The organism is Bradyrhizobium sp. SZCCHNS1050, assembly GCF_032484785.1.
Lineage (GTDB): Bacteria > Pseudomonadota > Alphaproteobacteria > Rhizobiales > Xanthobacteraceae > Bradyrhizobium.
This window is the reverse complement of record NZ_JAUETR010000001.1, coordinates 2,656,023-2,679,208: the sequence shown is the minus strand read 5'-3', so window position 1 is coordinate 2,679,208 and position 23,186 is coordinate 2,656,023. Positions and strand designations below refer to the sequence as shown.

Sequence of the window (23,186 nt, the reverse complement as noted above, 5' to 3'; positions counted from 1 at the left end):
GGGATTTTCGACATGCCCGTCTATACGGTTCACGCTCCCCTGGCCGCCGGGGCCGATCTGCGTTCGACCGATCGCTTTGTCTTCATCCGCGACGGCTTCCATTTCTGGGCCGCCGTGCTCGGCGCCGTCTGGCTGGCCTGGCATCGTCTCTGGCTTGCGATGCTGGTCTGGGCCGTGCTGATGATCGCGCTCGACGTCGTCCTGGTGCGCGTCGGCGTCAGCGGCGGCGCGATTGCCGGCATCGATCTGTTGCTTGCGATCCTGCTCGGGCTCGAAGCCTCGAGCCTGAAGCGCTGGAGCTACTCGCGCGGCAATTGGCGCCAGATCGACGTCGTCGTCGCCGACGATCTCGATGCCGCCGAGCGCCGCTTCTTCGAGCGCTGGGCCGCCCGGCGCAGCACGCTCGGCTACGACAACCACACCGTCGATCGCGGCGCGGCGCCGCCGACACGCGACAATGGCAATGGGCAGCACCCGCCGCCGCTGCCGCATGCCAGCATCATTGGCTTGTTTCCCGAACCCGGAGGTGGACGATGAGTGTTGCGATCATCGATTACGGCTCCGGCAATCTGCATTCCGCCGCCAAGGCGTTCGAGCGCGCTGCGCGCGGCATGGCGGATCCGCAGAAGGTCGTCGTGACACGCGATCCCGATACGGTCTATCGCGCCGATCGCATCGTGTTGCCCGGCGTCGGCGCCTTCGCCGACTGCCGCCGCGGGCTCGACTCCGTCGACGGCATGCTGGAGGCGATGACCGAAGCCGTGCGCCACAAGGCGCGGCCATTCTTCGGCATCTGCGTCGGCATGCAATTGATGGCAACGCGCGGCAAGGAGCACGTCACCACCGACGGCTTCGACTGGATCTCCGGCGACGTCGAGAAGATCACGCCTCGCGACGAGAGCCTGAAGATCCCGCATATGGGCTGGAACACGCTCGATGCGCTGCAAGAGCATCCGGTGCTGGAGCGGCTGCCGCTCGGACCGAAGGGCCTGCACGCCTATTTCGTGCACTCCTATCACTTGAATGCCGTCAACGAGAGCGACGTTCTGGCACGCGCCGATTACGGCGGACCGGTCACCGCGATCGTCGGCAAGGACACCGCGATCGGCACCCAATTCCATCCCGAGAAGAGCCAGCGTTTCGGTCTCGCCCTCATTTCCAACTTCCTGAAGTGGAAGCCATGAGCGCAGCGTGCCTGCTCGTCCAAGGGGCGAGCAGGGCGCTTGCCTGAAAGACAGCTCCGATGATCCTGTTTCCTGCCATTGATCTGAAGAACGGCCAGTGCGTGCGACTGGAGCAGGGCGACATGGCGCGCGCCACCGTGTTCAACCTCGATCCCGCCGCGCAGGCCAAGAGCTTCGCCGACCAGGGGTTCGACTATCTCCACGTCGTGGATCTCGACGGCGCCTTCGCCGGCAAGCCGATGAATGCGCACGCCGTGGAAGCGATGTTGAAAGTCGTCAAGATGCCGGTGCAGCTCGGCGGCGGCATCCGCGATCTCAAGACGGTGGAGGCTTGGCTCAGCAAAGGCATCACCCGTGTCATCATCGGCACCGCGGCGGTGCGCGATCCCGAGCTGGTGAAGACCGCAGCCAAGGCCTTCCCCGGCCGCGTCGCCGTCGGGCTCGATGCGCGCGACGGCAAGGTCGCCGTCGAGGGCTGGGCCGAGACATCCGAAGTGACCGCGCTCGACATTGCCAAGCGTTTCGAGGACGCCGGCGTCGCCGCGATCATCTTCACCGACATCGCGCGCGACGGCCTGCTCAAGGGCCTCAACCTCGATGCCACGATCGCGCTAGGTGACGCCATCTCGATTCCCGTGATTGCCTCCGGCGGCCTGGCCTCGATCGAGGACGTCAAGGCGATGCTGACACCGCGGGCGAAAAAGCTCGAAGGCGCCATCGCCGGCCGCGCGCTCTATGACGGCCGCCTCGATCCCGCGGAAGCACTGGCGCTGATCCGCGCGGCGCGTGCGTAGGAGGAAACAGGATGTTCAAGGTCCGTGTCATTCCCTGCCTCGACGTCAAGGACGGACGAGTCGTCAAGGGCGTCAACTTCGTCAATCTGCGCGATGCCGGCGATCCGGTCGAAGCCGCGATCGCCTATGACGCGGCCGGCGCCGACGAGCTGTGCTTCCTCGACATCACCGCCACCCATGAGAACCGCGGCATCATGCTGGACGTCGTCCGGCGCACGGCGGAGGCCTGCTTCATGCCGGTCACGGTCGGCGGCGGCGTGCGCACCATCGACGACATCAAGACCCTGCTGCGTTCCGGCGCCGACAAGGTTTCGATCAATTCGGCCGCGGTGAGCAGGCGCGAATTCGTCAAGGAGGCGGCCGAGAAGTTCGGCGAGCAGTGCATCGTGGTGGCGATCGACGCCAAGTCCGTGTCGCGGCCGGGCGGCGGCAGCCGCTGGGAGATCTTCACCCATGGCGGCCGCAAATCGACCGGCATCGATGCCCTGGAATACGCCCAGGAGGTGGTCGCGCTCGGTGCCGGCGAGATCCTGCTGACCTCGATGGACCGCGACGGCACCCGCCAGGGCTTCGACCTGCCGCTGACCCGGGCAGTCGCCGACAGCGTCCCGGTGCCGGTGATCGCCTCCGGCGGCGTCGGTAACCTCGATCATCTGGTGGACGGCATCCGCGAGGGCCACGCGACAGCGGTGCTGGCGGCGTCAATCTTCCATTTCGGGGAATTTACCATCCGGCAGGCCAAGGAGCACATGGTGCGCCAGGGGCTGCCGATGCGGCTCGATCCCTGACGACATTGCGTCGCAAAAATGTTAGATGAACGCTGGTCCGGCCGCCGTGGTCGGGCAGGCGTTCCGAGTACCGGCTGATGTCCCGCTTCACGCTTCACGACCTGGCTGCCATCATCGACGCGCGCGCCGCGGCGGGCGGTGAGGCGTCCTATACGCGCAAGCTGCTCGACAAGGGTCCGCCGCAATGCGCCAAGAAGATGGGCGAGGAGGCGGTCGAGACGGTCATCGCCGCACTTGGCACCGACCGTGAGCATCTGATCTCCGAAAGCGCCGACCTGCTGTTTCATCTGTTGGTGTTGTTGAAGTCGCGCGACGTCCGGCTCGAGGAGGTCGAGGCGGCGCTCGGCAAGCGGACCGGCCAATCGGGGCTGGAAGAAAAGGCGTCGCGCAAGACGGAGTAGGGCGCGACGGCGGGGGAAACGAAGGGCAGCGTCATGGACATGCGCACCACCGAACAACAATATAATCCGTACCGCGTCTTCACCCGCGAACAATGGGCCGAGCTGCGCAACGACACGCCGATGACCTTGGAGCCCGGCGAGTTCTCCAAGCTGCGGTCGATGCACGATCGTCTCGACCTTCAGGAGGTCGAGGACATCTACCTCCCGCTGTCGCGATTGCTGTCGATGTATGTCGATGCGGCGCAGCGGCTGTACTACGCGCAGCGCCAGTTTCTCGGCATCCGCGACCGCAAGATGCCCTACATCATCGGCGTCGCCGGCTCGGTGGCGGTCGGCAAGTCGACCACTGCGCGCGTGCTGCAGGCGTTGCTGACCCGCTGGTCGCCGCGGCCCAAGGTCGATCTCATCACCACCGACGGCTTCCTGTATCCGAACGCGGTGCTGGAGCGGCAGGGCCTGATGCAGAAGAAGGGCTTTCCGGAAAGCTATGACCTGCCGCGGCTGCTCGGTTTTCTCTCCGACATCAAGGCCGGCCGCCATCCCGTGCGCGCACCGGTGTATTCCCATCTGAGTTACGACATCGTCCCCAATCAGTGGGCCGAGATCGACCAGCCGGACATCCTGATCGTCGAAGGCGTCAACGTGCTGCAGACCGGACCGCTGCCGCGCGACGGCCAGGCCGTGCCGGTCGTCTCCGACTTCTTCGACTTCTCGGTCTACATCGACGCCGACGAGGCGATCCTGCGCAAATGGTACGTCAAGCGCTTCCTGTCGCTGCGCGACACGGCGTTCCATGATCCGCGGTCCTACTTCAACCGCTACGCGCTGCTGTCGGACGAGGAGGCCATCGCCACCGCGATCGCCATCTGGGAGCGCACCAACCTGGCCAATCTCGAGGACAACATCCTCCCGACACGGCCGCGTGCGACCTTGATCCTGAAGAAGGGCGCGGATCACGAGATCGAGACGGTGGCGCTCAGGCGGTTGTGAGCGGGGCCCGCGAGCGCGGCGCCGAGCTGATCCGCTCCAACTAATGACCTACGCTGGCACCTGTCGTGCCGCCGCCAGATTCGCCAGCGCCTCGTCGAGCTTGTCGCGATCGATCGGCTTGACCAGGAACCCATCCATGCCCGCCTCGAAGCAGGCGTAACGGTCCTCGACCAGGGCATTGGCCGTGAGCGCCAGGATCGGGGTGCGCCCGCCGGGCTCGCTGGCCTCGATCGCGCGAATGCGCCTGGCGGCGGCAATGCCGTCGAGCTTCGGCATCTGCACGTCCATCAGGATCAGATCATAGGGCGCGCCGGCCGAGCGCGCCGCGAGCCAGGAGTCCAGCGCGGCTTCGCCATGCACGGCGATGTCGGCGTGGTGGCCGAGCTTGCTCAGCAGCGAGCGCATCAGCAGTGCGTTGATGTCGTTGTCCTCGGCGACCAGGATGGACAGTCCCGCGCCGGCCTGGGCCGCGATCGGCGGCGCGATGGTCGGGATCGGATCGTCGGCCATGACCGTGCCGTCGGTGTCGAAGCTCACGCGCGCGGCGAGCGAGGCGGCCCGCAGCGGCTTGACGAGATAGCCGTTGAATGGCGCCCCCGGCGCCAGCTCGTGGCGGCTCGCCGGTGTCACCAGCACGATCAGCCGCGTCGTATGATGTCGCGCGACCCCGCCCACACGCAGCGATTCATCGCCGCCGATGCTGTCGTCGACCAGCACGGCGTGCCAGGCGCGTTCGGGCAGCAGGGCCTCCGCCACCTCGGCCTCGGCGACCAGGCAGGTCTGCGCGCCCCAGTTCTGCAAGCGCCGCTCGATCAGCTCGGCCTGCAGCCCGGCCGGCGCGACCAGCATGATTGACCGTCCTGCGAGATCGGGGCCGCGGAAGCTGTTCTGCTCGCCGCGCTCCAGCGCCGGCGGCAGCGGCACCGACACCTCGAAAGTCGAGCCGGCGCCGAGCGCGCTCTGCAGCGCGATGCGGCCGCCCATCCGCTTGACGATCCGGTCCGAGATCGCAAGGCCAAGCCCGGTGCCGCCGAAGCTGCGCGCCACGCTGTCGTCGGCCTGTTCGAATTCGCGGAAGATCCGCTCCTGCGCGTCGGCTGCGATGCCGATGCCGGTGTCGCACACCTGGAAGCTGATCTCGTTCGGCCAGATGCCGGGCTCGGCGATCAGGGCAACGCCGCCCGTCGCGGTGAACTTGATGGCGTTGCCGGCGAGGTTGAGCAGCACCTGGCGCAGCCGCGCGGCGTCGCCCGTCACCCAGGTCGGCAGCCGCTCGTCGAGATAGGCCGCGATCTCCAGTTGCTTGGCCTGCGCCCGTGGCGCCAGCAGCTCGGTGATCTCCTCGATCAGCGCCGCCAGCGAGAACGGCTGCGCCTCGAGCGCCAGCTTGCCGGCCTCGATCTTGGAATAGTCGAGCAGCTCGTCGATCAGCGACATCAAGGCCTCACCCGAGGTGCGGACCGCCTTGGCGTAGGTCGTCTGTTCCGGCGTCAGTTGCGTCTCGAGCAGCAGCCCGCTCATGCCGAGGATGCCGTTCAGCGGCGTGCGGATCTCATGGCTCGCCATCGCCAGGAACCGCGACTTGGCGCGGTTCGCGGCATTGGCCTGGTCGCGCGCCTCCGCCAGCGCCCGCTCGGTCTCGGTGCGGTCGGTGACGTCGCGGCCGACACATTGCAGCACGGCGGGCTGGCCGGCGTCGGAACGCACCAGCGCCTCGCGCCACGCGATCCAGCGCGGCCCGATCGCGCTCTCGATACGCTGGTCGTGGACGCGCGTGCCGTTCGGCTCCAGCGCGCTGTCGCCCTGCTCGATCAGCTCAAAGGTGAACGCGCTGCCGAGCAGGTTGTCGCGATCTATCCCCGCCATCCGGCAATAGGCGTCGTTGACGAAGATGATGCTGCCGTCGCGCGCGCGCATGACGATGAGGTCGCCCTGCTGCTCGAACAGATTGCGGGCGCGCTGCTCGGCTTCCTGCAGCTCCCAGTTCCGGTCGGCCAGCACCTCGTTGTGGAGCGCAATCTTGTGCATCTTCCTGGCGACGAAGCGCAGCCGCATGCTGAGCGTGGCCAGGCCGACGCAGGCGAGCGCGAACAGGAAGCTGGCGCCGATCGCGAACGTGTGCGGGTTATAGCCGGAGTTGTCGGAGATGCTGGCCTTGATGAAGCCGTACGCGCCGCCGAAGCCGGCGGAGAAGATCATCAGCGAGCGCAGGATGGCGAAGATGGTGCGGTGACGGCGCATGAACCGGCGCAGGCGCAGCCTGACGTGAAAAATCGGTCCCATCTCGATCACCCCCGACGATTTCGATCCCAATGTCATGGCCGGCCCGCACCATGCGGCGTCGGTATTGCTGAGACTTTGAAAGGTCTGCACGCGCGATGAAGCCGTGCTGAGATGGTGAACCGGGCGTTAGCCCGACTCACAGAACCGGATCGGCGGGCGGTGAGTCATGGCCGCGGGCCGAGACGATGAGCGCGGCGGCGTCTCGCGCCGTGGCGTGGCTGGAGCGGACGTGGATGCGATCGTCGGCGTGAGCATCTGCTGCGCTGTCCTTGGCGAGATGGATTCGGGGCACGTCAGGATGCGGATCGGCGGCGATCGCGACGACCGCGGTCGCGGCAGTCATGCCGCAGCCACGATCCTCCTTGGCGAGCACATCGTCGACCACGACGAAATCGGCCGTCTCCGGACTGTCGGCCAGCGCCACGCTGATAGTGGCGAGCGCCGGGTCATCGGTGAAGTCGACATGGAGATCGGCGGTAAACGGCGCCGAGCCGCGCGAGATGCTGTCGGCGCCGACGGCAATGCAGGGCTGCGGGGAGGGCGCCAATTCGAGTCTGGCGATGACTGCGGCCGCGATCAGCGGCACGGCCGAGACAAGGACCTTGAAACGCAACATGATACGCACCGACGGGGCAGGCCTAATGACGGAACGCGGGCCTTATGGTTGTCGGAGCGTAAAGAGAAGTCGTTACCAGAGTGTTGAGGGGGAGGGGGCGCCCTTACGCCGCGTGGCGATTGTCCTCCGCCAGCGCGCGATACGACAGCGCCTCGGCCAGATGCAGCCGGCCGATCGCATCAGTGTGGTCGAGATCGGCGAGCGTCCGCGCCACGCGCAGCACGCGGTGATAGCCGCGGGCGGACAGCCGCATCGTCTCGGCGGCTTCGCGCAGCAGCTTCTGGCCGGGCGCATCCAGCCTGGCGACCTCGTCGAGCACGGCGGCGGGGGCCTCGGCGTTGGTCCGGATGTGTGGCAGGCCGGCCTTGGCATAGCGCTCGCGCTGCAGGTCGCGTGCAGCGGCGACGCGGGCGGCGACCTCGGCCGAGCCTTCCTTGGCGGGCGGCAGGATGAGGTCGGCGGCGGTGACGGCGGGGACCTCGATGCGCAGGTCGATGCGGTCCATCAGCGGGCCGGAGATGCGCATCTGGTAGTCGGCGGTGCAGCGGTCGATGCGGCCGCGCTTGCAGGCGTAGCCGGGCTCGAAGGCGTTGCCGCAGCGGCACGGATTCATCGCCGCGACCAGCATGAAGCGGGCAGGGTAGGTGACGCGGTGGTTGGCGCGCGAGATCGAGACCTCGCCATTCTCCAGCGGCTGGCGCAGCGAATCCAGCACGCGCGGATCGAACTCCGGCAGCTCGTCGAGGAACAGCACGCCCTGATGCGCCAGCGAGATCTCGCCGGGGCGGGCGCGCAGGCCGCCGCCGGTCAGCGCCGCCATGCTCGCGGAATGATGCGGGCTGCGGAACGGCCGTCGCGACGTCAGCGCGCCGCCCTCGATCTCGCCGGCGACCGAGGCGATCATCGAGACTTCCAAGAGCTCCGCCGGCGACAGCGGCGGCAGGATCGAGGGCAGCCGCGCCGCCAGCATCGACTTGCCGGCGCCGGGCGAGCCGATCATCAGCAGATGATGCCCGCCGGCGGCCGCGATCTCGAGCGCGCGCTTGCCGCTCTCCTGGCCCTTGATGTCGCGCAGATCGAGCAGACTGGCGGGTGCCTCCTGGATCTTCGGCTGCGGCCGCGACAGCACCTGCGTGCCCTTGAAATGGTTGGCGATCTGGATCAGCGAGCTCGCCGCGATGATCTGCAGGTCCGGGCTCGCCCACGCCGCCTCGGCGCCGCAGGCGGCCGGGCAGATCAATCCTTCCTCGCGCGCATTGGCGCCGATCGCCGCCGGCAGCACGCCAGCAACCGGCGCGATCGAGCCGTCGAGTCCGAGCTCGCCGAGCACCGTGAAGCCGCCGAGCGCATCCGGCGGAATGGCCCCGATCGCGGCCATCAGGCCGAGCGCGATCGGCAGATCGTAATGGCTGCCTTCCTTGGGCACGTCGGCTGGCGCCAGGTTGACGGTGATGCGCCGCGCCGGCAGCGCCAGGCCCGAAGCGATCAGCGCCGAACGGACCCGCTCGCGCGCCTCGGACACGGCCTTGTCCGGCAATCCGACGATCGCAAACGCCGGCAGCCCCGGCGCGACCTGGACCTGCACGTCGACCGCGCGGGCCTCGATCCCCTCGAAGGCGACGGTGGAAACGCGCTGGACCATGATGCCCCTCCCGGACAAGGAGGCTAGCGGAAGCCGGCATCGTTCGCAAGAACAATACGGGAACATCGTTGTTGCCGCGCTCTGCCGCAATCCATTAACGACAGCCGCGTGGGGTTTCAGCTCCGCCCGCTGCGCTTAACGCCCCTTTAGTCCGGCCTTCGCATTCTTCCTCAATTGATGATCGACCCGCGCCTCCGTCACAGCCGAGGGAGGCGCCCAACGAGGGACGTGCGATGCCTCCAGCGCCTGCGGCAGCTCCGACCGCCAAGACGCCCGCCGGTGATGCGCGGACGGTGTCCGAGCTCGCCACCGACATGCTGCGCCGGACCACCAGCCTGTTCCTGGCCGGTCCGCGGCCGGCGTCCGCCGAGCAGCTCGATCTCTACGATCAGATGTTCGCCCGGCTGATGCCGCAGGTCGCGACCGAGTTGCTCGCCGAGCTGAGCATGGCGCTCGCCGGCGTCGAGCGCGCGCCTTACGCGACGGCGCGGATGCTCGCCGTTCACCCCGAATTGCGCGTCGCCGGGCCGATGCTGGCCAAGGCGGCGGTGCTGACCGAGCGCGATCTCGCCGAGTTCATCCGCACCGGCAGCCCGGCGCATCTCGTCGCGATCGCCAGCCGCAGGGGCATCGGCGACAGCCTCACGACGCAGCTGATCGCGCGCGGCTTTCCGGCGGTGCGCATGGCGCTGGCGCAGAATCTTTCCGCCCGGCTGTCCGAGGACGGCTATCGCAGCCTGTTCAAGATCGCCGAGCGCGACGAGGATCTCGCCGAGAAGCTGGCGCTGCGCACCGACCTGCCGGCCAAGCTGTCGCGGGCCTTCGTCGCCGCGGCCAGCGAGGGCGCCCGCGCCCGCTTCATCAAGGCCGCGCCGCCGGCGACCCGCGCCACCCTGCAGGCGACGCCGACCCGCTCGCCCGGCGCGGCAATGCGCGCGATCTGGGATTATCAGCAGGTCAAGGCCGAGGTTGCCGCCCTCAGCCGGACCGGCAAGCTCGGCGACTCCGCCGTCAACCGCTTCTGCGCCACCGGCGATTTCCCTGCCGTGATCGCAGCGCTGGCGCTGCTCTGCGTCGTCACCATCGAGACGATCGAATCGCTGCTGGAGGAGGACCGCATCACGGACCTGCTGCTGGCCTGCAAGGCCGCGCGGCTCAGCTGGGCGACGACGTCGATGATCCTGCGCGACCGGCCCGGCTGCGACGCGCTTCCGGCCGATGACCTCGAGGAGGCGCGCAAGCGCTTCGAGAAGCTCGCACTGTCAGAAGCGCAATGGAAGGTGCGCGGGCTCGAATCGCGCTGAGCGAGCGCGAGAAGCGGCGTCAGCCCGGCGGCGTGCTCGGATAGGCCGTGAAGTCGATCTTGAACATCGCCGGATCGAGCTTCTTGGTCGTATCCAGATTGTAGACGGCAATCGTGGTGTCGTAGCCCTGCGGATCGGTCACGGTCCACTGCTTGAGCTGGCCGTCCTTGGCGCCGAGCATCAGCATCAGCCGGCTGGTCCCGATCAGGGCCTGCTTCTCCTCGATCGTGATCGTGACGTAGAGGTCGTCGGCGGCGACCGCGATCACGTTGGTGTCCTTCAACAGGTCGATGCGGTCGGACAGCAGATAACGCAGCGGCGTCTGCGACAGCGGATAGACGTCCTGGGTCGCGAGCTTGCGGTCGCGCACCACCAAGGAAGAGCCGTCGGCGATGATGTCGATCGGCGTCGGCGGCTCGTATTCGAAGCGGACCTTGCCGGGCTTCTGGATGTAGAAATCGCCCTTGGTCTTGCTGCCGTCCGGGCCGACCTGGACGAAGTTCCCGACCAGGGTCTGCAGCGACGACAGATAGGCGCTGACCTTGGCCGCCTGCGCCTTCTGGTTGGCGTCGAACGAGGTGAAGATGCTGGCCGGCACGTTGCGCCGGGGATCGGGAATGACCGGGTTGGGCGGGGCCGTCTGGGTGGTCGAGGGGCTCTGGCCGGCCCGCTGCTGGTCGGAGGCGCTGAGCTGGGAGCCGCTCTTCGGGCCTGATTTCGGAGCCGGCGTGCCCTGCGCGGCGGCGTGACCGGACGCACCGGCGACAGAGCATATCGTCACGGCGCAGGCGACCAGCCAAGCGCCGATCCGGCGCCCGCGCCAAGCTGCGTGATACGAAAACGTGCTGTTCAACAAGGAGCTTTTCAAAACGACGTCCTGAGGTTTTACGCGTTCTATCCCGGTTCGGCCGGGCAGCGTGATCGTAATCGCGTGAAGATCGGGCACCGAAGCGGCGTTTCTGCGGCCATCGGGGCCGTCAGAACCCGCCTTCCTCCTCGGGCACCAGGATCTCGCGCTTGCCGGCGTGGTTGGCCTGGCCGACGATGCCTTCCTGTTCCATCCGCTCCATCAGCGAAGCGGCCTTGTTATAGCCGATCTGCAGCCGGCGTTGAATGTAGCTGGTGGAGGCCTTGCGGTCGCGCTTGACCACGGCGACCGCCTGGGAGAACAGGTCGTCGCCGCCGCCACCGCCGCCCATGCCGGTGGCATCGAACACGGCGCCATCCTCCTCGCTCGGCTCCTCGGCGGTGACCGCCTCGAGATATTCCGGCGAGCCCTGTGCCTTGAGATGCTTGACGACCTTCTCGACCTCCTCGTCGGAGCAGAACGGGCCGTGTACGCGGCTGATGCGGCCGCCGCCGGCCATGTAGAGCATGTCGCCCTGGCCGAGCAGTTGCTCGGCGCCCATCTCGCCGAGAATGGTGCGGCTGTCGATCTTGGACGTGACCTGGAAGGAGATGCGGGTCGGGAAGTTCGCCTTGATGGTGCCGGTGATGACGTCGACCGACGGGCGCTGCGTTGCCAGGATGACGTGCAGGCCGGCGGCACGCGCCATCTGCGCGAGGCGCTGCACCGTGCCCTCGATGTCCTTGCCGGCGACCATCATCAGGTCGGCCATCTCGTCGACGATGATGACGATGTAGGGCAGGGGATCGAGGTCGAGCTTCTCTTCCTCGTAGATCGCCTTGCCGGTCTCCTTGTCGAAGCCGGTATGGACGGTGCGCGTCAGCTCCTCGCCCTTGGCGCGCGCTTCGCCCAGGCGGGCGTTGTAGCCGTCGATGTTGCGCACGCCGAGCTTGGCCATCTTCTTGTAGCGCTCCTCCATCTCGCGCACGGCCCATTTCAGCGCGACGACGGCCTTCTTCGGATCGGTCACGACCGGCGTGAGGAGATGCGGGATGCCGTCATAGACCGACAGTTCGAGCATCTTCGGGTCGACCATGATCAGCCGGCACTGGTCGGGCCTGAGGCGATAGACCAGGCTCAGGATCATGGTGTTGATGGCGACCGATTTGCCCGAGCCGGTGGTGCCGGCGATCAGCATGTGCGGGGTGCGGGCGAGATCGATGATGATGGATTCGCCGCCGATGTTCTTGCCGAGGCAGAGCGGCAGCTTGGCGACGCTCTCGGTCGCCTCCTTGGCGACGAGCAGCTCGCGCAGGTACACCTTCTCGCGATGCGCGTTGGGCAGCTCGATGCCGATGGCATTGCGGCCGGGCACGACCGCGACGCGCGCCGACAGCGCGCTCATCGAGCGGGCGATGTCGTCGGCAAGACCGATGACGCGGGACGATTTGATGCCCGGCGCCGGCTCCAGCTCGTACAGCGTGACGACCGGGCCGGGATGCGCCTTGACGATCTCGCCGCGCACCCCGAAGTCCTGCAGCACACCTTCCAGCGCGCGCGAATTGGCCTCCAGCTCGCTCTTCGACAGCGGCTGGCGGTCGGAGGATTTCGGCGCCGCCAGCATCGAGACCGAGGGCAGGTCGTATTTGTCGTTGGCCTTGCGCGCCGGCGTCTTGGCCGCGGGCTTCTTGCGGGCGCGGGGAGCGGGCTCCTCCTCCTCTTCTTCGTCCTCGCCTTCGTCGGCCTCGTCCTGGTCGCCGCCGTCCTCGTCCATCTCGGGCGCGAGCGTCGGCTTGCCGCGACCCAGGCTCGGCTCCTGCCGGCCTGCGGCGGCGGCGCGCGGCTGCGGGCCGGAGGAGACCAGCGCACGATAGGCCGTGCTCAGGAACCAGACGACCTGGGCCTTGGCGCTCATGATGGCGTGGAACACCCAGCCGAGCCGGATCGCCTTGCGGTCGTCGTCGTCCTCGGGGTCGGCCAGCGGCGTGTCGTCGTCCTCATCCGCGAGCAGGCTCGGATCGGCTTCCTTCGCGCCCATGCCGCCGGCCACCAGCAGGCAGCCGATCATCGCAACCAGAAGAAGGGCGCCGAGCACCAGCCGATAGATCACACCGGGCGGACCGAACACCACGGCCGGTGCGCGCACCAGGGCGTCGCCGACCACGCCGCCGAGACCGGTCGGCAGCGGCCAGGCGTGCGAGCGCGGCCAGCAGCTGGCAAAGCCGGCGGCGATGACGGCGCCGAGAATCCAGGCGCCGAAGCGCAGCGCCTCGCGGTCGAACGGCCGGTGCGTCATCATCCGCCAGCCGCGGATCGAAAGCGGCAGGATCGCCATGATCGAGCCGAGACCGAGGATCTGCATCAGCAGATCGGCGCTGATCGCGCCGGGATAGCCGACGATGTTGCGGATGGCGCGCGAGGTGGCGTGGCTCAGGCTGGGGTCCTGCACCGACCACGTCATCAGCGCCGCCGCGGCCACGCCGCACAGCGCGATCAGGCAGAGGCCCGCGAGCTCGCGCAGCCGCCGCACCAGCGCGTCGCGCAGCGACGTCGGCAGGTGGTTGACCAGAGGGATGACTCGTTCGATCGCCGGCATCTGCATCAGCCCCGCGATTATCCCAGGACCTCGACCAGCCGGTGCAACGCCTCACCGGTGGATCCGGCGTCCGCCACCAGCGCCAGCCTGATGTAGCCCAGGCCCGGATTGAACCCGTCGGCTTGCGGCCGCGCCAGGTAGCTGCCGGGCACCACGCGCACGCCGGCGTCGCGATACAGCCGCAACGTCACGTCCTCGTCGCCGCCGCGATCAGCCACGTCGAGCCAGACGCAGAAGCCGCCATCGGGACGCTTGTAGCCATAGCGGTTGCCGATGATCTGGTCGGCGAGATCGAACTTGGCGCGGTACAGCCGCCGGTTCTCCTCGACATGCGCCTCGTCGGCATAGGCGGCGACGGCCACGTGCTGCAGCGGCACCGGCACCTGCGGCGCCGCGACGTTGCGCAGCTCGTGAAAGCCCGCGAGGAATCGGCGGTCGCCGGCGGCGAAGCCGATCCGCATGCCCGGCACGTTGGAGCGCTTCGACAGCGACTGGAACGCGACCACGTTGGTGTAGTCGGGTCCGGCATGCTCGAGCATGCTGCCGGGTGCCGCCTTCGTGTAGATCTCCGAATAGCATTCGTCGCTGAAGATCAGGAAGCCGTAAGCGTTGGCGAGCTGGACCAGCCTGCGCATGTAGTCCGCTGATGCCACCGAGCCTTGCGGGTTGGCCGGCGTCGCGAGGTAGAACGCGATCGTGCGCGCCAGGGTCGCCTCGTCGATCGCATCGAGATCGGGCAGGAAGCCGTTGTCGCGCGTGGTCGGCAGATAGATGGAGTCGCAGCCGGCGGTGCGGGCGCCGACGCCATACACCGGATAGAACGGGTTCGGCATCAGGATCGCCGGCCGTCCGCGGCGCGGGCCGACATGGCGGAGCGCGGCATGGGCGGCGAAGAACAGGCCCTCGCGGCTGCCGTTCAGGACCAGAATCTCGTGCTCGGGATCAACAGCGCGCGGCAGCGCGAATCGGCGCGACAGCCAGCCGGCGGCCGCCTTGCGGAACGGCTCGATGCCCTTGGCGGCCGGGTAGCGGCCGAACTCGGCGATGTGCTGGGCCAATACAGGCCCGACGAAGTCCGGCACCGGATGCTGCGGCTCGCCAACGGCGAGTGTGATCATCGGCTTGCCCGGCTTGTAAGGGGCGAGCAGCTCGTTCAGCCGCGCAAACGGCGAGCGTTCGCTCTCCGAATGGCTGGCGCCAGCGGGCGCGGGGGATGAAGCGGTCATTGCCATACGTAAAACGCGCGCCAAACCAGTGGAAGCCGCCGATCGCCCATGAACCGGTGCCTGTCTGGTCACCATAGGTGGGGCGAGGTTAAGACGCGATTAACCATCGGCGCTGCCGCCCGTTTTGATCGGTTTTCCCGCCCCGATCCAGAGGCAATTTCGCAACAGCGGCGGACATTGTGGTGATTCGGGTGGGGCGGCGGGAACCGTGGGAGGGCAAGGCGGCCGCCGAAGGCGGCGGCCGGCACACCGCCGCGCAGCGCATTCGCGCGCAGACCGTGGGCATGGCGCTGCCGCGACCTCGGATGGAGCCGCGGCACGACCGCCTCCGCCCATCCTACGGGCCATCGGCTCGCGCGCGAGGGAAAACGGGCGGCCCGGTGCGCCGGAATATCAATGGGAATCTACGCGCACCGGGCCTTGGCCGAACTACTTGGGGGCTTAGTTCGGATGACGATCAATTAGCACCCTCGTTTTTCCCTCGTATTGCCAATTTCCGAAGATTTGTAGAATTTGATTTCGGAAGCCACCGAATGCGGCGCGGCCGGGCCGATTGCTTAACGGAGATGTCCGTCTCAGCCGTGGCTTTCCGGTCGCAGCGCGGGCGACGCACTTATTAGCTGCTCATGCCCTCTGCCGCTCGGTTGGCCCGAGAATCTTGTCTGACCGGAAACACTCAGTCACATCCAGCATCATCAGACATTTCACGAAACGAGATCGGCGCATCGCGACCATCTTTGACGGGCATCAGCGATTCCGGTGGCGTGCCGACGAACGTCTGCGCGCCGAGGACTCTGACTTTCGAAAGAGCGTCGATGATGCGTCTGAGACTGCTGGGCGTGCTTGCCCTGATGCTGCTGGCCATGCCCGTTTCCTCGCTGCCCCGCATGGCCGCGGCGGCACCCGCCGTCGCCAGCGCGATCACCGTCGAGGGTAACAGGCGCGTCGAATCCGACACCATCCGCTCCTATTTCAAGCCGGGTCCCGCCGGCACACTCGATGCCGGCCAGGTCGACGACGGCCTCAAGGCCCTGGTCCAGACCGGCCTGTTCGCCGACGTGAAGATCGACCGGCAGGGCGGCCGGCTGATCGTGCGCGTGGTCGAGAATCCCGTGATCGGCCGCGTCGCCTTCGAGGGCAACAAGAAGGTCAAGGACGAGCAGCTCTCGGCGGAAGTGCAGTCGAAGCCGCGCGGCACGCTGTCCCGTCCGATGGTTCAGTCGGACGCGCAGCGCATCGCCGAGATCTACCGCCGCTCCGGCCGCTACGACGTCCGCGTCACGCCCGAGATCATCGAGCAGCCCAACAACCGCGTCGACCTCGTCTTCACCATCGAAGAGGGCGTCAAGACCGGCGTGAAGTCGATCAGCTTCGTCGGCAACAACGCCTATTCCGCCGCGCGCCTGCGCGACGTCATCAAGACGCACGCAACCAACTGGCTCAGCTTCCTCGGCAACAACGACGTCTACGACCCCGACCGCGTCGAGGCCGATCGCGACCTGATCCGCCGCTTCTATCTGAAGAACGGCTATGCCGACGTTCAGGTCGTCGCGGCGCTCAGCGAATATGACCCGGACCAGAAGGGCTTCCTGGTCACGTTCCAGATCGAGGAGGGCCAGCAATACCGCGTCAGCTCGGTGCAGTTCCAGTCGAGCGTCGCGGCGCTCGACGCCAACACGCTGCGCGGCTATTCGCGCGTCAATGTCGGCGCGCTCTACAACGTCGAGCAGCTCGAGAAGTCGGTCGAGGAGATGCAGATCGAGGCCTCGCGTCGCGGCTTTGCCTTCGCCGTCGTGCGTCCGCGCGGCGACCGCAATCTGGAAGCGCATACGGTCGCGATCATGTTCCAGGTCGACGAGGGCCCGCGCACCTATATCGAGCGCATCACCATCCGCGGCAACACCCGCACCCGCGAGTACGTGATCCGGCGCGAGTTCGATCTGTCCGAGGGCGACGCCTACAACCGCGCGCTGGTCGACCGCGCCGAGCGCCGGCTGAAGAATCTCGACTTCTTCAAGGACGTGAAGATCGCGGCCGAACCGGGCTCGTCGAGCGACCGCGTCATCCTCGTGGTCAATCTGGAGGAGAAGTCGACCGGCGACCTCTCCGTTTCCGGCGGCTATTCGACCACCGATGGCGCGCTGGGTGAGGTCTCGGTTTCGGAGCGCAACTTCCTCGGCCGCGGTCTGTACGCCAAGGCGTCCGTGAGCTACGGCCAATACAGCAGGGGCGTCTCGCTGTCCTTCGTCGAGCCCTATCTGCTCGACAACCGGATCGCGCTCGGCCTGGATGTCTACTACAAGCAGCAGCTGGCGAACAGCTATACGAGCTATGGCGTGACGACGATCGGCTTCAGCCCGCGGCTTGGCTTCCAGTTGCGCGAAGACCTCTCGCTCCAGTTGCGATACTCGCTGTATCGCCAGGAGATATCGCTGCCGTCCTACTACAAGAACTGCAACAACAACGCCGCCAACAGCCTGCTCGCCTTCAACCCGACCCCGGCCTACATCAAGAGCGTGCTCGGCGGCGTCGATCCGACCAATTCGACCAGCTCGGGCTACTATGGCTGGGGCTGCTACGGCGATGGCGAGTCGAGCCTGCCGGTCCGCAAGGAGCTGAGCGACGGCGCCGCGCTGACCTCTGCGCTCGGCTACACGCTCAGCTACAACACGCTCGACAACAACAAGAACCCGACCGATGGCCTGCTGATCGACTGGAAGCAGGATTTCGCCGGCGTCGGCGGCAATGTCAGCTACCTCAAGTCGGCGGTGGATGCGAAATATTACTCGCCGCTGGTGGCCGACATCGTCGGCATCATCCATCTGCAGGGCGGCATGCTGAACAAGATCGGCGACAAGGATCTGCGGATGCTCGATCACTTCCAGATGGGACCGAGCCTGGTGCGCGGCTTCGCCTCGAACGGAATCGGGGCGCGCGACATCACCTATCGCAGCCTCGGTGCCACCGGCGATGCGCTCGGCGGCACCAAATATTGGGGCGCCTCGGCCGAGCTGCAGATGCCGTTCTGGTTCCTGCCGAAGGAAGTGGGCTTGAAGGGCGCCGTCTATGCCGATGCCGGTTCGCTGTGGGGCTATCAGGGCCCGACCTCCTGGGCGGCGACCGGCGAGGTCAACACCGCGACCTGCAAATGCGGCCTGCTGTACGATGACAGCAAGGTGGTGCGCTCCTCCGTCGGCGTCGGCCTGATCTGGGCCTCGCCGTTCGGTCCGCTCCGCTTCGACTACGCGGTGCCGCTGTCCAAGGGCAAATACGACACCGTCCAGGAGTTCAGGTTCGGCGGCGGCACGTCGTTCTGAGGCGCACAGCGACTGAGCTCCCAGAAGAGGTGCGTGCCGCTCACCACGCGGGCGGTGCGCGCTCCCCTCCCCCTTGCGGGGAGGGGTCGGGGGTGGGGGTCCACGAATCATGCTCGACATGAGGGTCAAAGCCCATGCCCTGATATCGGCGATAGCGCCGATTGCTGTTCGCCCGGCATTCACGCCACTGAAGTCAGCGCCCGCGGACCCCCACCCCCAACCCCTCCCCGCAAGGGGGAGGGGAGCCGACCGTCTGCGCGGCGCACAGTGCGGTCCACATGATCTCTGATCAGCTTGATCTCTCATGAGAGAGGTCGCATCAGAGATGATCGCGTCGATCGAATGATGTTGTTCGCATCCCTCCCATGCGCAAATTGCCCGTCGAGCTACTTTGTCGCACACCGCCGACGTTGCACCGTCGGGCAAATCACCTGCACATTTCCGCACGTCCCTGCTGCCGCATGAGGGGCGTTTCGCGACCGTCACGAACCGTTGGCAGTGGGATGCGATGGGCGTGTGTCGCCGCAGCGTGGATCAGTCTGCGCGGACGAACGGTGATGCACGCACGGTCAAGTCGCGCGGTCCTGACATCCCGATGCTGATGTCCCGCACGATGCGCGCGAGCGCGTCGTACGCATGGTGGCCAACAAGCCCGGCGCACCAGGGAGAACGCGAAGCAGCCGTTAAAACCAATCGCGCAGGGAGGGCCGGGTGTTTTCGGCCAGACCTGTGGTACCTGCCGCCAGCATTTTCTTTCGCTGGCGGGCCACGGGCGCGGCCAGCGCCCGGCCTTCCCTGCGCCCTCTGTTTGCGGGGCGACCAAATTCAGCACAACTCGGGCGCGGATGCGTCGCGGGGATGAAAACACACGTATTCAACTCTGTCTCGAAGGCAACGCTGCCAACGCCAACCTCCGCCGTCGTCCCTGCGAACGCAGGGACCCATAGCCACGGGGTTCAGTTGTTTTGCACGGGACTCGCCGCCTGCCTCCTACAACAATCACGCGGTATGGGTCCCTGCGTTCGCAGGGACGACACCGGTAGCTGGGCATCACCTCGATCTTCATGACCCGCGCCGACACGATTGCCGCAACCGATATCCAGCCCCGCTCAATCCCTGTTCCCCGGCGTCTGGATGAATCCCCGATTCCACGTCGGACTGATCAGGATCTCGTTGACGCAGACGCGCGGCGGCACGTTCGCGACGAAGGCGATGGTGCGGCCGAGGTCTTCCGGCTGCAGCATCCGCGCCCGCTCCTCGGCGCTCGGCACCACCGGGCGCTGCTCGAGGATCGGCGTGGCGACCTCGCCGGGCATCAGGCAGCAGGCGCGCAGGCCGTTGACGCATTCCTCCATGTTGAACGAGTGCGTCAGCGCCAGCACTGCGTGCTTGGTCGAGGTGTAGGCCGGTCCCGGCATCTTCGAGACATGACGGCCGGCCCAGGACGAGACGTTGATGATGGTGCCGTCCTGCTGCGCCCGCATCGCCGGCAGCACCGCCTTCATGCAGTAGAGCACACCGTTGAGGTTGATCTCGACCAGCTGGTTCCAGCCCTCGATCGTCATGTCGTCCCAGCGCCGCTTCGGCACGTTCACGCCGGCCGAGTTGACCAGCAGATCGATGCGGCCATGCCGCGCCAGGATGGCATCGGCCGCGGCCTGCACGTCGGCGGCCTTGGCAACGTCGAGCGCGACGGCCTCGGCCGTGCCGCCCGCCGCGGCAACCTTGGCCACCACGGCCTGGAGCGCGGCCGTGCGCCGGCCCGAGACGATCACCGTCCAGCCGTCGGCGGCGAGCGCCAGTGCGCCGGCCTCGCCGATTCCGGTGCCGCCGCCGGTGATCCACGCGATCCGTTTTCCCTTGACCATATCCCAGCGTCTCCCGTTGCCTTCGAAAGGGCGTTTTTGCTAGAGCAGCCTCGATCAGAGATGGCGACCGTGGTGATGGCGATGTCACCGGTCTTGTTCGCTGTCCCGGCCCTTTTCGTCTTCGTCGAGCATGATGTTCCGCCGGCTGGCACTGCCGGCCTGCCCATGCTCCCAGGGGAATGTTGCATGAACCAAGCCGCCAACGCCAATCTGTTCTCCCGCCTGTTCGATGGCCTCGACGATCCCAGCCGCCTGGCGATCGAGACCCATGACGGTCAGCGCATCACCTACGGCGACCTGATCGCGCGGGCAGGGCAGATGGCGAATGTGCTGGCGGCTCGCGGCGTCAAGCCGGGCGACCGGGTTGCGGCGCAGACCGAGAAGTCGGTGTCCGGCCTCGTGCTCTATCTCGCCACGGTGCGTGCAGGCGGCGTCTATCTGCCGCTCAACACCGCCTATACGCTCAACGAGCTCGACTATTTCATCGGCGACGCCGAGCCGACCGTCGTCGTCTGCGATCCGGCCAAGGCCGAGGGCATCGGCGCGCTGGCGGCCAAGGTCGGCGCCAAGGTGGAAACGCTCGATGCGTCGGGCAGCGGCTCGCTGACCGAGGCGGCCGACAAGGCCGACAAGGCGTTCACCACCGTGCCACGTGGCGCCGATGATCTCGCCGCCATTCTCTATACGTCGGGCACCACCGGCCGCTCCAAGGGCGCGATGCTGTCTCACGACAATCTCGCCTCGAACTCGCTGACCCTGATCGACTACTGGCGCTTCACCAAGGACGACGTGCTGATCCACGCGCTGCCGATCTATCACACCCATGGTCTGTTCGTGGCCAGCAACGTCACGCTGTTTGCGCGGGCGTCGATGATCTTCCTGCCCAAGCTCGATCCGGATCTGATCATCGACCTGATGGCGCGCGCCACCGTGCTGATGGGTGTGCCGACGTTCTACACTCGGCTGTTGCAGAACCCGCGGCTGTCGAAGGAGACGACCAGCCACATGCGGCTGTTCATTTCCGGCTCGGCGCCGCTGCTCGCCGATACCCATCGCGAATGGTTCGCGCGGACCGGCCATGCCGTCCTCGAGCGCTACGGCATGACCGAGACCAACATGAACACGTCGAATCCTTACGAGGGCGAGCGCGTGCCCGGCGCGGTCGGCTTCCCGCTGCCCGGAGTCTCGGTGCGCGTCACCGATCCCGAGACGGCCAAGGAGCTCGCGCGCGACGAGATCGGCATGATCGAGGTGAAGGGCCCGAACGTGTTCAAGGGCTATTGGCGGATGCCTGAGAAGACCAAGTCGGAATTCCGCGACGATGGCTTCTTCATCACCGGCGATCTCGGCAAGATCGACAAGCAGGGCTACGTCCACATCGTCGGCCGCGGCAAGGACCTCGTGATCTCCGGCGGCTTCAACGTCTATCCGAAGGAGATCGAGAGCGAGATCGACGCGATGCCGGGCGTGGTCGAGTCCGCCGTTATCGGTGTGCCGCATCCCGATTTCGGCGAAGGTGTCACGGCGGTCGTGGTGCGCCATCCGGGGGCCGATGTCAGCGAGGCCGGCGTGCTCAAGGGTCTCGACGGCCGACTGGCGAAATTCAAGATGCCCAAGCGCGTGTTCGTGGTCGACGAGCTGCCGCGCAATGCGATGAGCAAGGTGCAGAAGAACGTGCTGCGTGATCAGTACAAGGACATCTATACGAAGTGACGGCGGCCTAGCGCCGTCGTCCGATCGCGAGGCCGGCGAGCGCGGCCAGCGGCGGCGCGGCGCAGATCAGCACGAATTCGAGCACGGCGAGCGAGGCAATCTCATGCTGGATGGCCAGCGCGAGACAGGCGGCGAACAGGCCGGCGGCGGTGAAGCCGAGCACGCAGGTCAGGGGCTCCTCGACGGGCTCGTGCGACGACACCTTGCGCGCCGGCAGTGCCGCCGGGCGTTCGGTGGTTGTCGGTCGGACCGTCGGCAGCGGCATCGAGGCTCCCTGCACCGCGTCTGTTGCACCTCGTCTGAGACTAGGCCGCTTCGCCGGGCGGCGACATGCGGCAAAATCGACCGGCGGAGGGGCCCCGTGTGGGCGAGGAACGCGGGAGATCGAGGGAGATTTGCTGCAGCGCAGGCGGTCGCAACGCAGGTTGTTGCTCCGCGAATCGCTCCGGGCAGGTTTGCAGAATCATCAGATGGCGCTGGCGCTTGCCGCGAAACCGGCTTGCTCAGGACCGTAGCTAAGCGGTGAATCAACGCTCGACAGTCGGCGCTATTTGACAGTCTCGCCGCGTTGGTCGTGGCCTTGGTGAGGAGTTAGGAATGAATAATAGTTCGCCGCATCCGGGCGCGATCGGTTTCTGGTATACCACGACGGCCATTGATCCTTTTGCGATCGGTCGCCTAGGACTGAATCCTTGTTCGGATTTGGGCGATTTGTCCGTTGCAACACCTGTTCCTTCTCCGTAAATAAAGCCCGCCTGCCGATCCACACGGCCGCAAGCCCCCCGCGTTCACGGCCCACAAGAAATCATCAAAGTAACCAATGACAGCCAGGATCGAACGACCGCTTTCGCCGCATCTGCAAACCTACCGCTGGACGCTGACGATGATTCTCTCGATCGTCCATCGCGCCACCGGGGTTGCATTATATTTCGGGACGCTGCTGCTGGCCTGGTGGTTGATCGCCGCCGCGTCCGGTCCCAGCGCCTACTCCTACGTCCAGGGCTTCATGGGCAGCTTCCTCGGCCGCCTGATCGTGTTCGGCTACACCTGGGCGTTGCTGCACCACCTGCTGTCCGGCATCCGCCACTTCGTCTGGGACCTCGGCTACGGCTTCAAGGCCAATGAGCGCGAGGCGCTCACCTGGGGCGCCCTGATCGGCGGCATCACCTTGACCGTCCTGGTGTGGATCGTGGCTTACGCAGTGGGAGGCGGCCGATGAGCAACGCACACGCGAAATCGATGCGCACCCCGCTCGGCCGGGTCCGCAACCTCGGCGCAGCGCATTCCGGCACCGGCGACTTCTGGCGCCAGCGGCTCACCGCCGTCGCCATGACCCTGCTGATCGTGCCGGTCGTCGTGGTCGTGATCATGCTGCTCGGCCGCAACCAGGCCGGCGCGGCGCAGATACTCGGCTCGATTCCGATTGCGGTGATCATGCTGCTGTTCGTGATCGCGAGCTGCTGGCACATGAAGATCGGCATGCAGGTCGTGATCGAGGACTACGTGCACAGCGAGCCGCTCAAGCTCGTCGCGATCATGGCCAACAACTTCTTCGCGGTGACCGTGGCGCTCGCCTCGATCTACGCCCTCATCAAACTGTCCACTGGAGTCTAGCCT

At 66.9% G+C, this 23,186-nt stretch carries 20 protein-coding genes; 11 read left to right on the top strand and 9 right to left on the bottom strand.

Annotation, left to right across the window (positions count from 1 at the left end; genetic code table 11):
• Positions 1–12: 12 nt before the first annotated feature.
• From QX094_RS12165 to coaA, 6 genes are all read left to right on the top strand, one after another.
• A complete protein-coding gene (locus tag QX094_RS12165; RefSeq protein WP_316173459.1) occupies positions 13–537 on the top strand; it encodes a DUF2628 domain-containing protein in 525 nt (174 codons plus the stop codon).
• Positions 534–1,184: an imidazole glycerol phosphate synthase subunit HisH gene (gene hisH, locus QX094_RS12160; protein WP_315750522.1), complete on the top strand. Its 651-nt coding sequence runs from the start codon at positions 534–536 to the stop codon at positions 1,182–1,184. The genes QX094_RS12165 and hisH overlap by 4 nt, the downstream gene beginning before the upstream one ends.
• 59 nt (positions 1,185–1,243) lie before the next feature.
• Complete coding sequence (hisA, locus tag QX094_RS12155; protein ID WP_315716786.1) at positions 1,244–1,978, top strand: 1-(5-phosphoribosyl)-5-[(5-phosphoribosylamino)methylideneamino]imidazole-4-carboxamide isomerase; 735 nt, start codon at positions 1,244–1,246, stop codon at positions 1,976–1,978.
• An 11-nt stretch (positions 1,979–1,989) separates the two neighbouring features.
• Complete coding sequence (gene hisF / locus QX094_RS12150) at positions 1,990–2,766, top strand: imidazole glycerol phosphate synthase subunit HisF (RefSeq protein WP_315716785.1); 777 nt, start codon at positions 1,990–1,992, stop codon at positions 2,764–2,766.
• Between the two features lie 77 nt (positions 2,767–2,843).
• Entirely contained in the window at positions 2,844–3,167 is a 324-nt protein-coding gene (locus tag QX094_RS12145; protein WP_315716784.1) for a phosphoribosyl-ATP diphosphatase, read from the top strand.
• A gap of 33 nt (positions 3,168–3,200) precedes the next feature.
• A complete protein-coding gene (gene coaA / locus QX094_RS12140) occupies positions 3,201–4,157 on the top strand; it encodes a type I pantothenate kinase (RefSeq protein WP_315716783.1) in 957 nt (318 codons plus the stop codon).
• 48 nt (positions 4,158–4,205) lie between these two features.
• Here the strand turns inward: coaA and QX094_RS12135 are convergent, their stop codons facing one another.
• From QX094_RS12135 to QX094_RS12125, 3 genes are all read right to left on the bottom strand, one after another.
• Positions 4,206–6,440 carry a PAS domain-containing hybrid sensor histidine kinase/response regulator gene (locus QX094_RS12135; protein WP_315716782.1) on the bottom strand — a complete coding sequence of 745 codons (2,235 nt, stop codon included), beginning with the start codon at positions 6,438–6,440 and terminating at the stop codon, positions 4,206–4,208.
• A gap of 136 nt (positions 6,441–6,576) precedes the next feature.
• Positions 6,577–7,056, bottom strand: coding sequence for a hypothetical protein (locus tag QX094_RS12130; protein WP_316173458.1), 480 nt, complete (start codon positions 7,054–7,056; stop codon positions 6,577–6,579).
• A 103-nt stretch (positions 7,057–7,159) separates the two neighbouring features.
• Complete coding sequence (locus QX094_RS12125) at positions 7,160–8,698, bottom strand: YifB family Mg chelatase-like AAA ATPase (protein ID WP_315716780.1); 1,539 nt, start codon at positions 8,696–8,698, stop codon at positions 7,160–7,162.
• Between the two features lie 233 nt (positions 8,699–8,931).
• Between QX094_RS12125 and QX094_RS12120 the strand changes: the two genes are divergently transcribed.
• Positions 8,932–10,002, top strand: coding sequence for a DUF2336 domain-containing protein (locus tag QX094_RS12120; RefSeq protein WP_315716779.1), 1,071 nt, complete (start codon positions 8,932–8,934; stop codon positions 10,000–10,002).
• 19 nt (positions 10,003–10,021) lie between these two features.
• Here the strand turns inward: QX094_RS12120 and QX094_RS12115 are convergent, their stop codons facing one another.
• The 4 genes from QX094_RS12115 to QX094_RS12100 all read right to left on the bottom strand — a co-directional run bounded on the left by QX094_RS12115 (position 10,022) and on the right by QX094_RS12100 (position 15,536).
• On the bottom strand, positions 10,022–10,783 hold the full coding sequence (locus tag QX094_RS12115) for an outer membrane lipoprotein carrier protein LolA (RefSeq protein WP_315716778.1): 762 nt from the start codon (positions 10,781–10,783) through the stop codon (positions 10,022–10,024).
• A gap of 196 nt (positions 10,784–10,979) precedes the next feature.
• A complete protein-coding gene (locus tag QX094_RS12110; protein WP_315716777.1) occupies positions 10,980–13,451 on the bottom strand; it encodes a DNA translocase FtsK in 2,472 nt (823 codons plus the stop codon).
• 11 nt (positions 13,452–13,462) lie between these two features.
• Positions 13,463–14,677 (bottom strand): aminotransferase class I/II-fold pyridoxal phosphate-dependent enzyme, encoded by a 1,215-nt coding sequence (locus QX094_RS12105; protein ID WP_315750529.1) that lies wholly within the window; start codon positions 14,675–14,677, stop codon positions 13,463–13,465.
• A gap of 670 nt (positions 14,678–15,347) precedes the next feature.
• Complete coding sequence (locus tag QX094_RS12100; protein ID WP_315800934.1) at positions 15,348–15,536, bottom strand: hypothetical protein; 189 nt, start codon at positions 15,534–15,536, stop codon at positions 15,348–15,350.
• On the opposite strand from QX094_RS12100, the gene bamA reads away from it, so the two are divergent.
• A complete protein-coding gene (gene bamA / locus QX094_RS12095; RefSeq protein ID WP_316173456.1) occupies positions 15,487–17,988 on the top strand; it encodes an outer membrane protein assembly factor BamA in 2,502 nt (833 codons plus the stop codon). The genes QX094_RS12100 and bamA overlap by 50 nt on opposite strands.
• Before the next feature lie 1,109 nt (positions 17,989–19,097).
• Here the strand turns inward: bamA and QX094_RS12090 are convergent.
• Positions 19,098–19,856, bottom strand: a complete 759-nt coding sequence (locus QX094_RS12090; RefSeq protein WP_316173455.1) for an SDR family oxidoreductase — start codon at positions 19,854–19,856, stop codon at positions 19,098–19,100.
• A gap of 186 nt (positions 19,857–20,042) precedes the next feature.
• On the opposite strand from QX094_RS12090, the gene QX094_RS12085 reads away from it, so the two are divergent.
• Positions 20,043–21,569 (top strand): malonyl-CoA synthase, encoded by a 1,527-nt coding sequence (locus tag QX094_RS12085; RefSeq protein WP_316187940.1) that lies wholly within the window; start codon positions 20,043–20,045, stop codon positions 21,567–21,569.
• 7 nt (positions 21,570–21,576) lie between these two features.
• Here the strand turns inward: QX094_RS12085 and QX094_RS12080 are convergent, their stop codons facing one another.
• Positions 21,577–21,834, bottom strand: coding sequence for a hypothetical protein (locus QX094_RS12080; protein WP_315758639.1), 258 nt, complete (start codon positions 21,832–21,834; stop codon positions 21,577–21,579).
• A gap of 555 nt (positions 21,835–22,389) precedes the next feature.
• Between QX094_RS12080 and sdhC the strand changes: the two genes are divergently transcribed.
• Both sdhC and sdhD read left to right on the top strand, forming a co-directional pair.
• On the top strand, positions 22,390–22,788 hold the full coding sequence (gene sdhC / locus QX094_RS12075) for a succinate dehydrogenase, cytochrome b556 subunit (RefSeq protein ID WP_315716771.1): 399 nt from the start codon (positions 22,390–22,392) through the stop codon (positions 22,786–22,788).
• A 20-nt stretch (positions 22,789–22,808) separates the two neighbouring features.
• The gene (gene sdhD, locus QX094_RS12070) at positions 22,809–23,183 is read left to right on the top strand and encodes a succinate dehydrogenase, hydrophobic membrane anchor protein (RefSeq protein ID WP_315716954.1); all 375 of its coding nucleotides are present in this window, start codon (positions 22,809–22,811) and stop codon (positions 23,181–23,183) included.
• Positions 23,184–23,186 lie beyond the last annotated feature (3 nt).

What these genes read in the sequence shown, in the direction of transcription:
- QX094_RS12165 (WP_316173459.1), top strand. Translation starts at nt 13, where the DNA reads ATGCCCGTCTATACGGTTCACGCTCCCCTGGCCGCCGGGGCCGATCTG.
- hisH (WP_315750522.1), top strand. Translation starts at nt 534, where the DNA reads ATGAGTGTTGCGATCATCGATTACGGCTCCGGCAATCTGCATTCCGCC.
- hisA (WP_315716786.1), top strand. Translation starts at nt 1,244, where the DNA reads ATGATCCTGTTTCCTGCCATTGATCTGAAGAACGGCCAGTGCGTGCGA.
- hisF (WP_315716785.1), top strand. Translation starts at nt 1,990, where the DNA reads ATGTTCAAGGTCCGTGTCATTCCCTGCCTCGACGTCAAGGACGGACGA.
- QX094_RS12145 (WP_315716784.1), top strand. Translation starts at nt 2,844, where the DNA reads ATGTCCCGCTTCACGCTTCACGACCTGGCTGCCATCATCGACGCGCGC.
- coaA (WP_315716783.1), top strand. Translation starts at nt 3,201, where the DNA reads ATGGACATGCGCACCACCGAACAACAATATAATCCGTACCGCGTCTTC.
- QX094_RS12135 (WP_315716782.1), bottom strand. Translation starts at nt 6,440, where the DNA reads ATGGGACCGATTTTTCACGTCAGGCTGCGCCTGCGCCGGTTCATGCGC.
- QX094_RS12130 (WP_316173458.1), bottom strand. Translation starts at nt 7,056, where the DNA reads ATGTTGCGTTTCAAGGTCCTTGTCTCGGCCGTGCCGCTGATCGCGGCC.
- QX094_RS12125 (WP_315716780.1), bottom strand. Translation starts at nt 8,698, where the DNA reads ATGGTCCAGCGCGTTTCCACCGTCGCCTTCGAGGGGATCGAGGCCCGC.
- QX094_RS12120 (WP_315716779.1), top strand. Translation starts at nt 8,932, where the DNA reads ATGCCTCCAGCGCCTGCGGCAGCTCCGACCGCCAAGACGCCCGCCGGT.
- QX094_RS12110 (WP_315716777.1), bottom strand. Translation starts at nt 13,451, where the DNA reads ATGCAGATGCCGGCGATCGAACGAGTCATCCCTCTGGTCAACCACCTG.
- QX094_RS12105 (WP_315750529.1), bottom strand. Translation starts at nt 14,677, where the DNA reads ATGGCAATGACCGCTTCATCCCCCGCGCCCGCTGGCGCCAGCCATTCG.
- bamA (WP_316173456.1), top strand. Translation starts at nt 15,487, where the DNA reads ATGATGCGTCTGAGACTGCTGGGCGTGCTTGCCCTGATGCTGCTGGCC.
- QX094_RS12100 (WP_315800934.1), bottom strand. Translation starts at nt 15,536, where the DNA reads ATGGCCAGCAGCATCAGGGCAAGCACGCCCAGCAGTCTCAGACGCATC.
- QX094_RS12090 (WP_316173455.1), bottom strand. Translation starts at nt 19,856, where the DNA reads ATGGTCAAGGGAAAACGGATCGCGTGGATCACCGGCGGCGGCACCGGA.
- QX094_RS12085 (WP_316187940.1), top strand. Translation starts at nt 20,043, where the DNA reads ATGAACCAAGCCGCCAACGCCAATCTGTTCTCCCGCCTGTTCGATGGC.
- QX094_RS12080 (WP_315758639.1), bottom strand. Translation starts at nt 21,834, where the DNA reads ATGCCGCTGCCGACGGTCCGACCGACAACCACCGAACGCCCGGCGGCA.
- sdhC (WP_315716771.1), top strand. Translation starts at nt 22,390, where the DNA reads ATGACAGCCAGGATCGAACGACCGCTTTCGCCGCATCTGCAAACCTAC.
- sdhD (WP_315716954.1), top strand. Translation starts at nt 22,809, where the DNA reads ATGCGCACCCCGCTCGGCCGGGTCCGCAACCTCGGCGCAGCGCATTCC.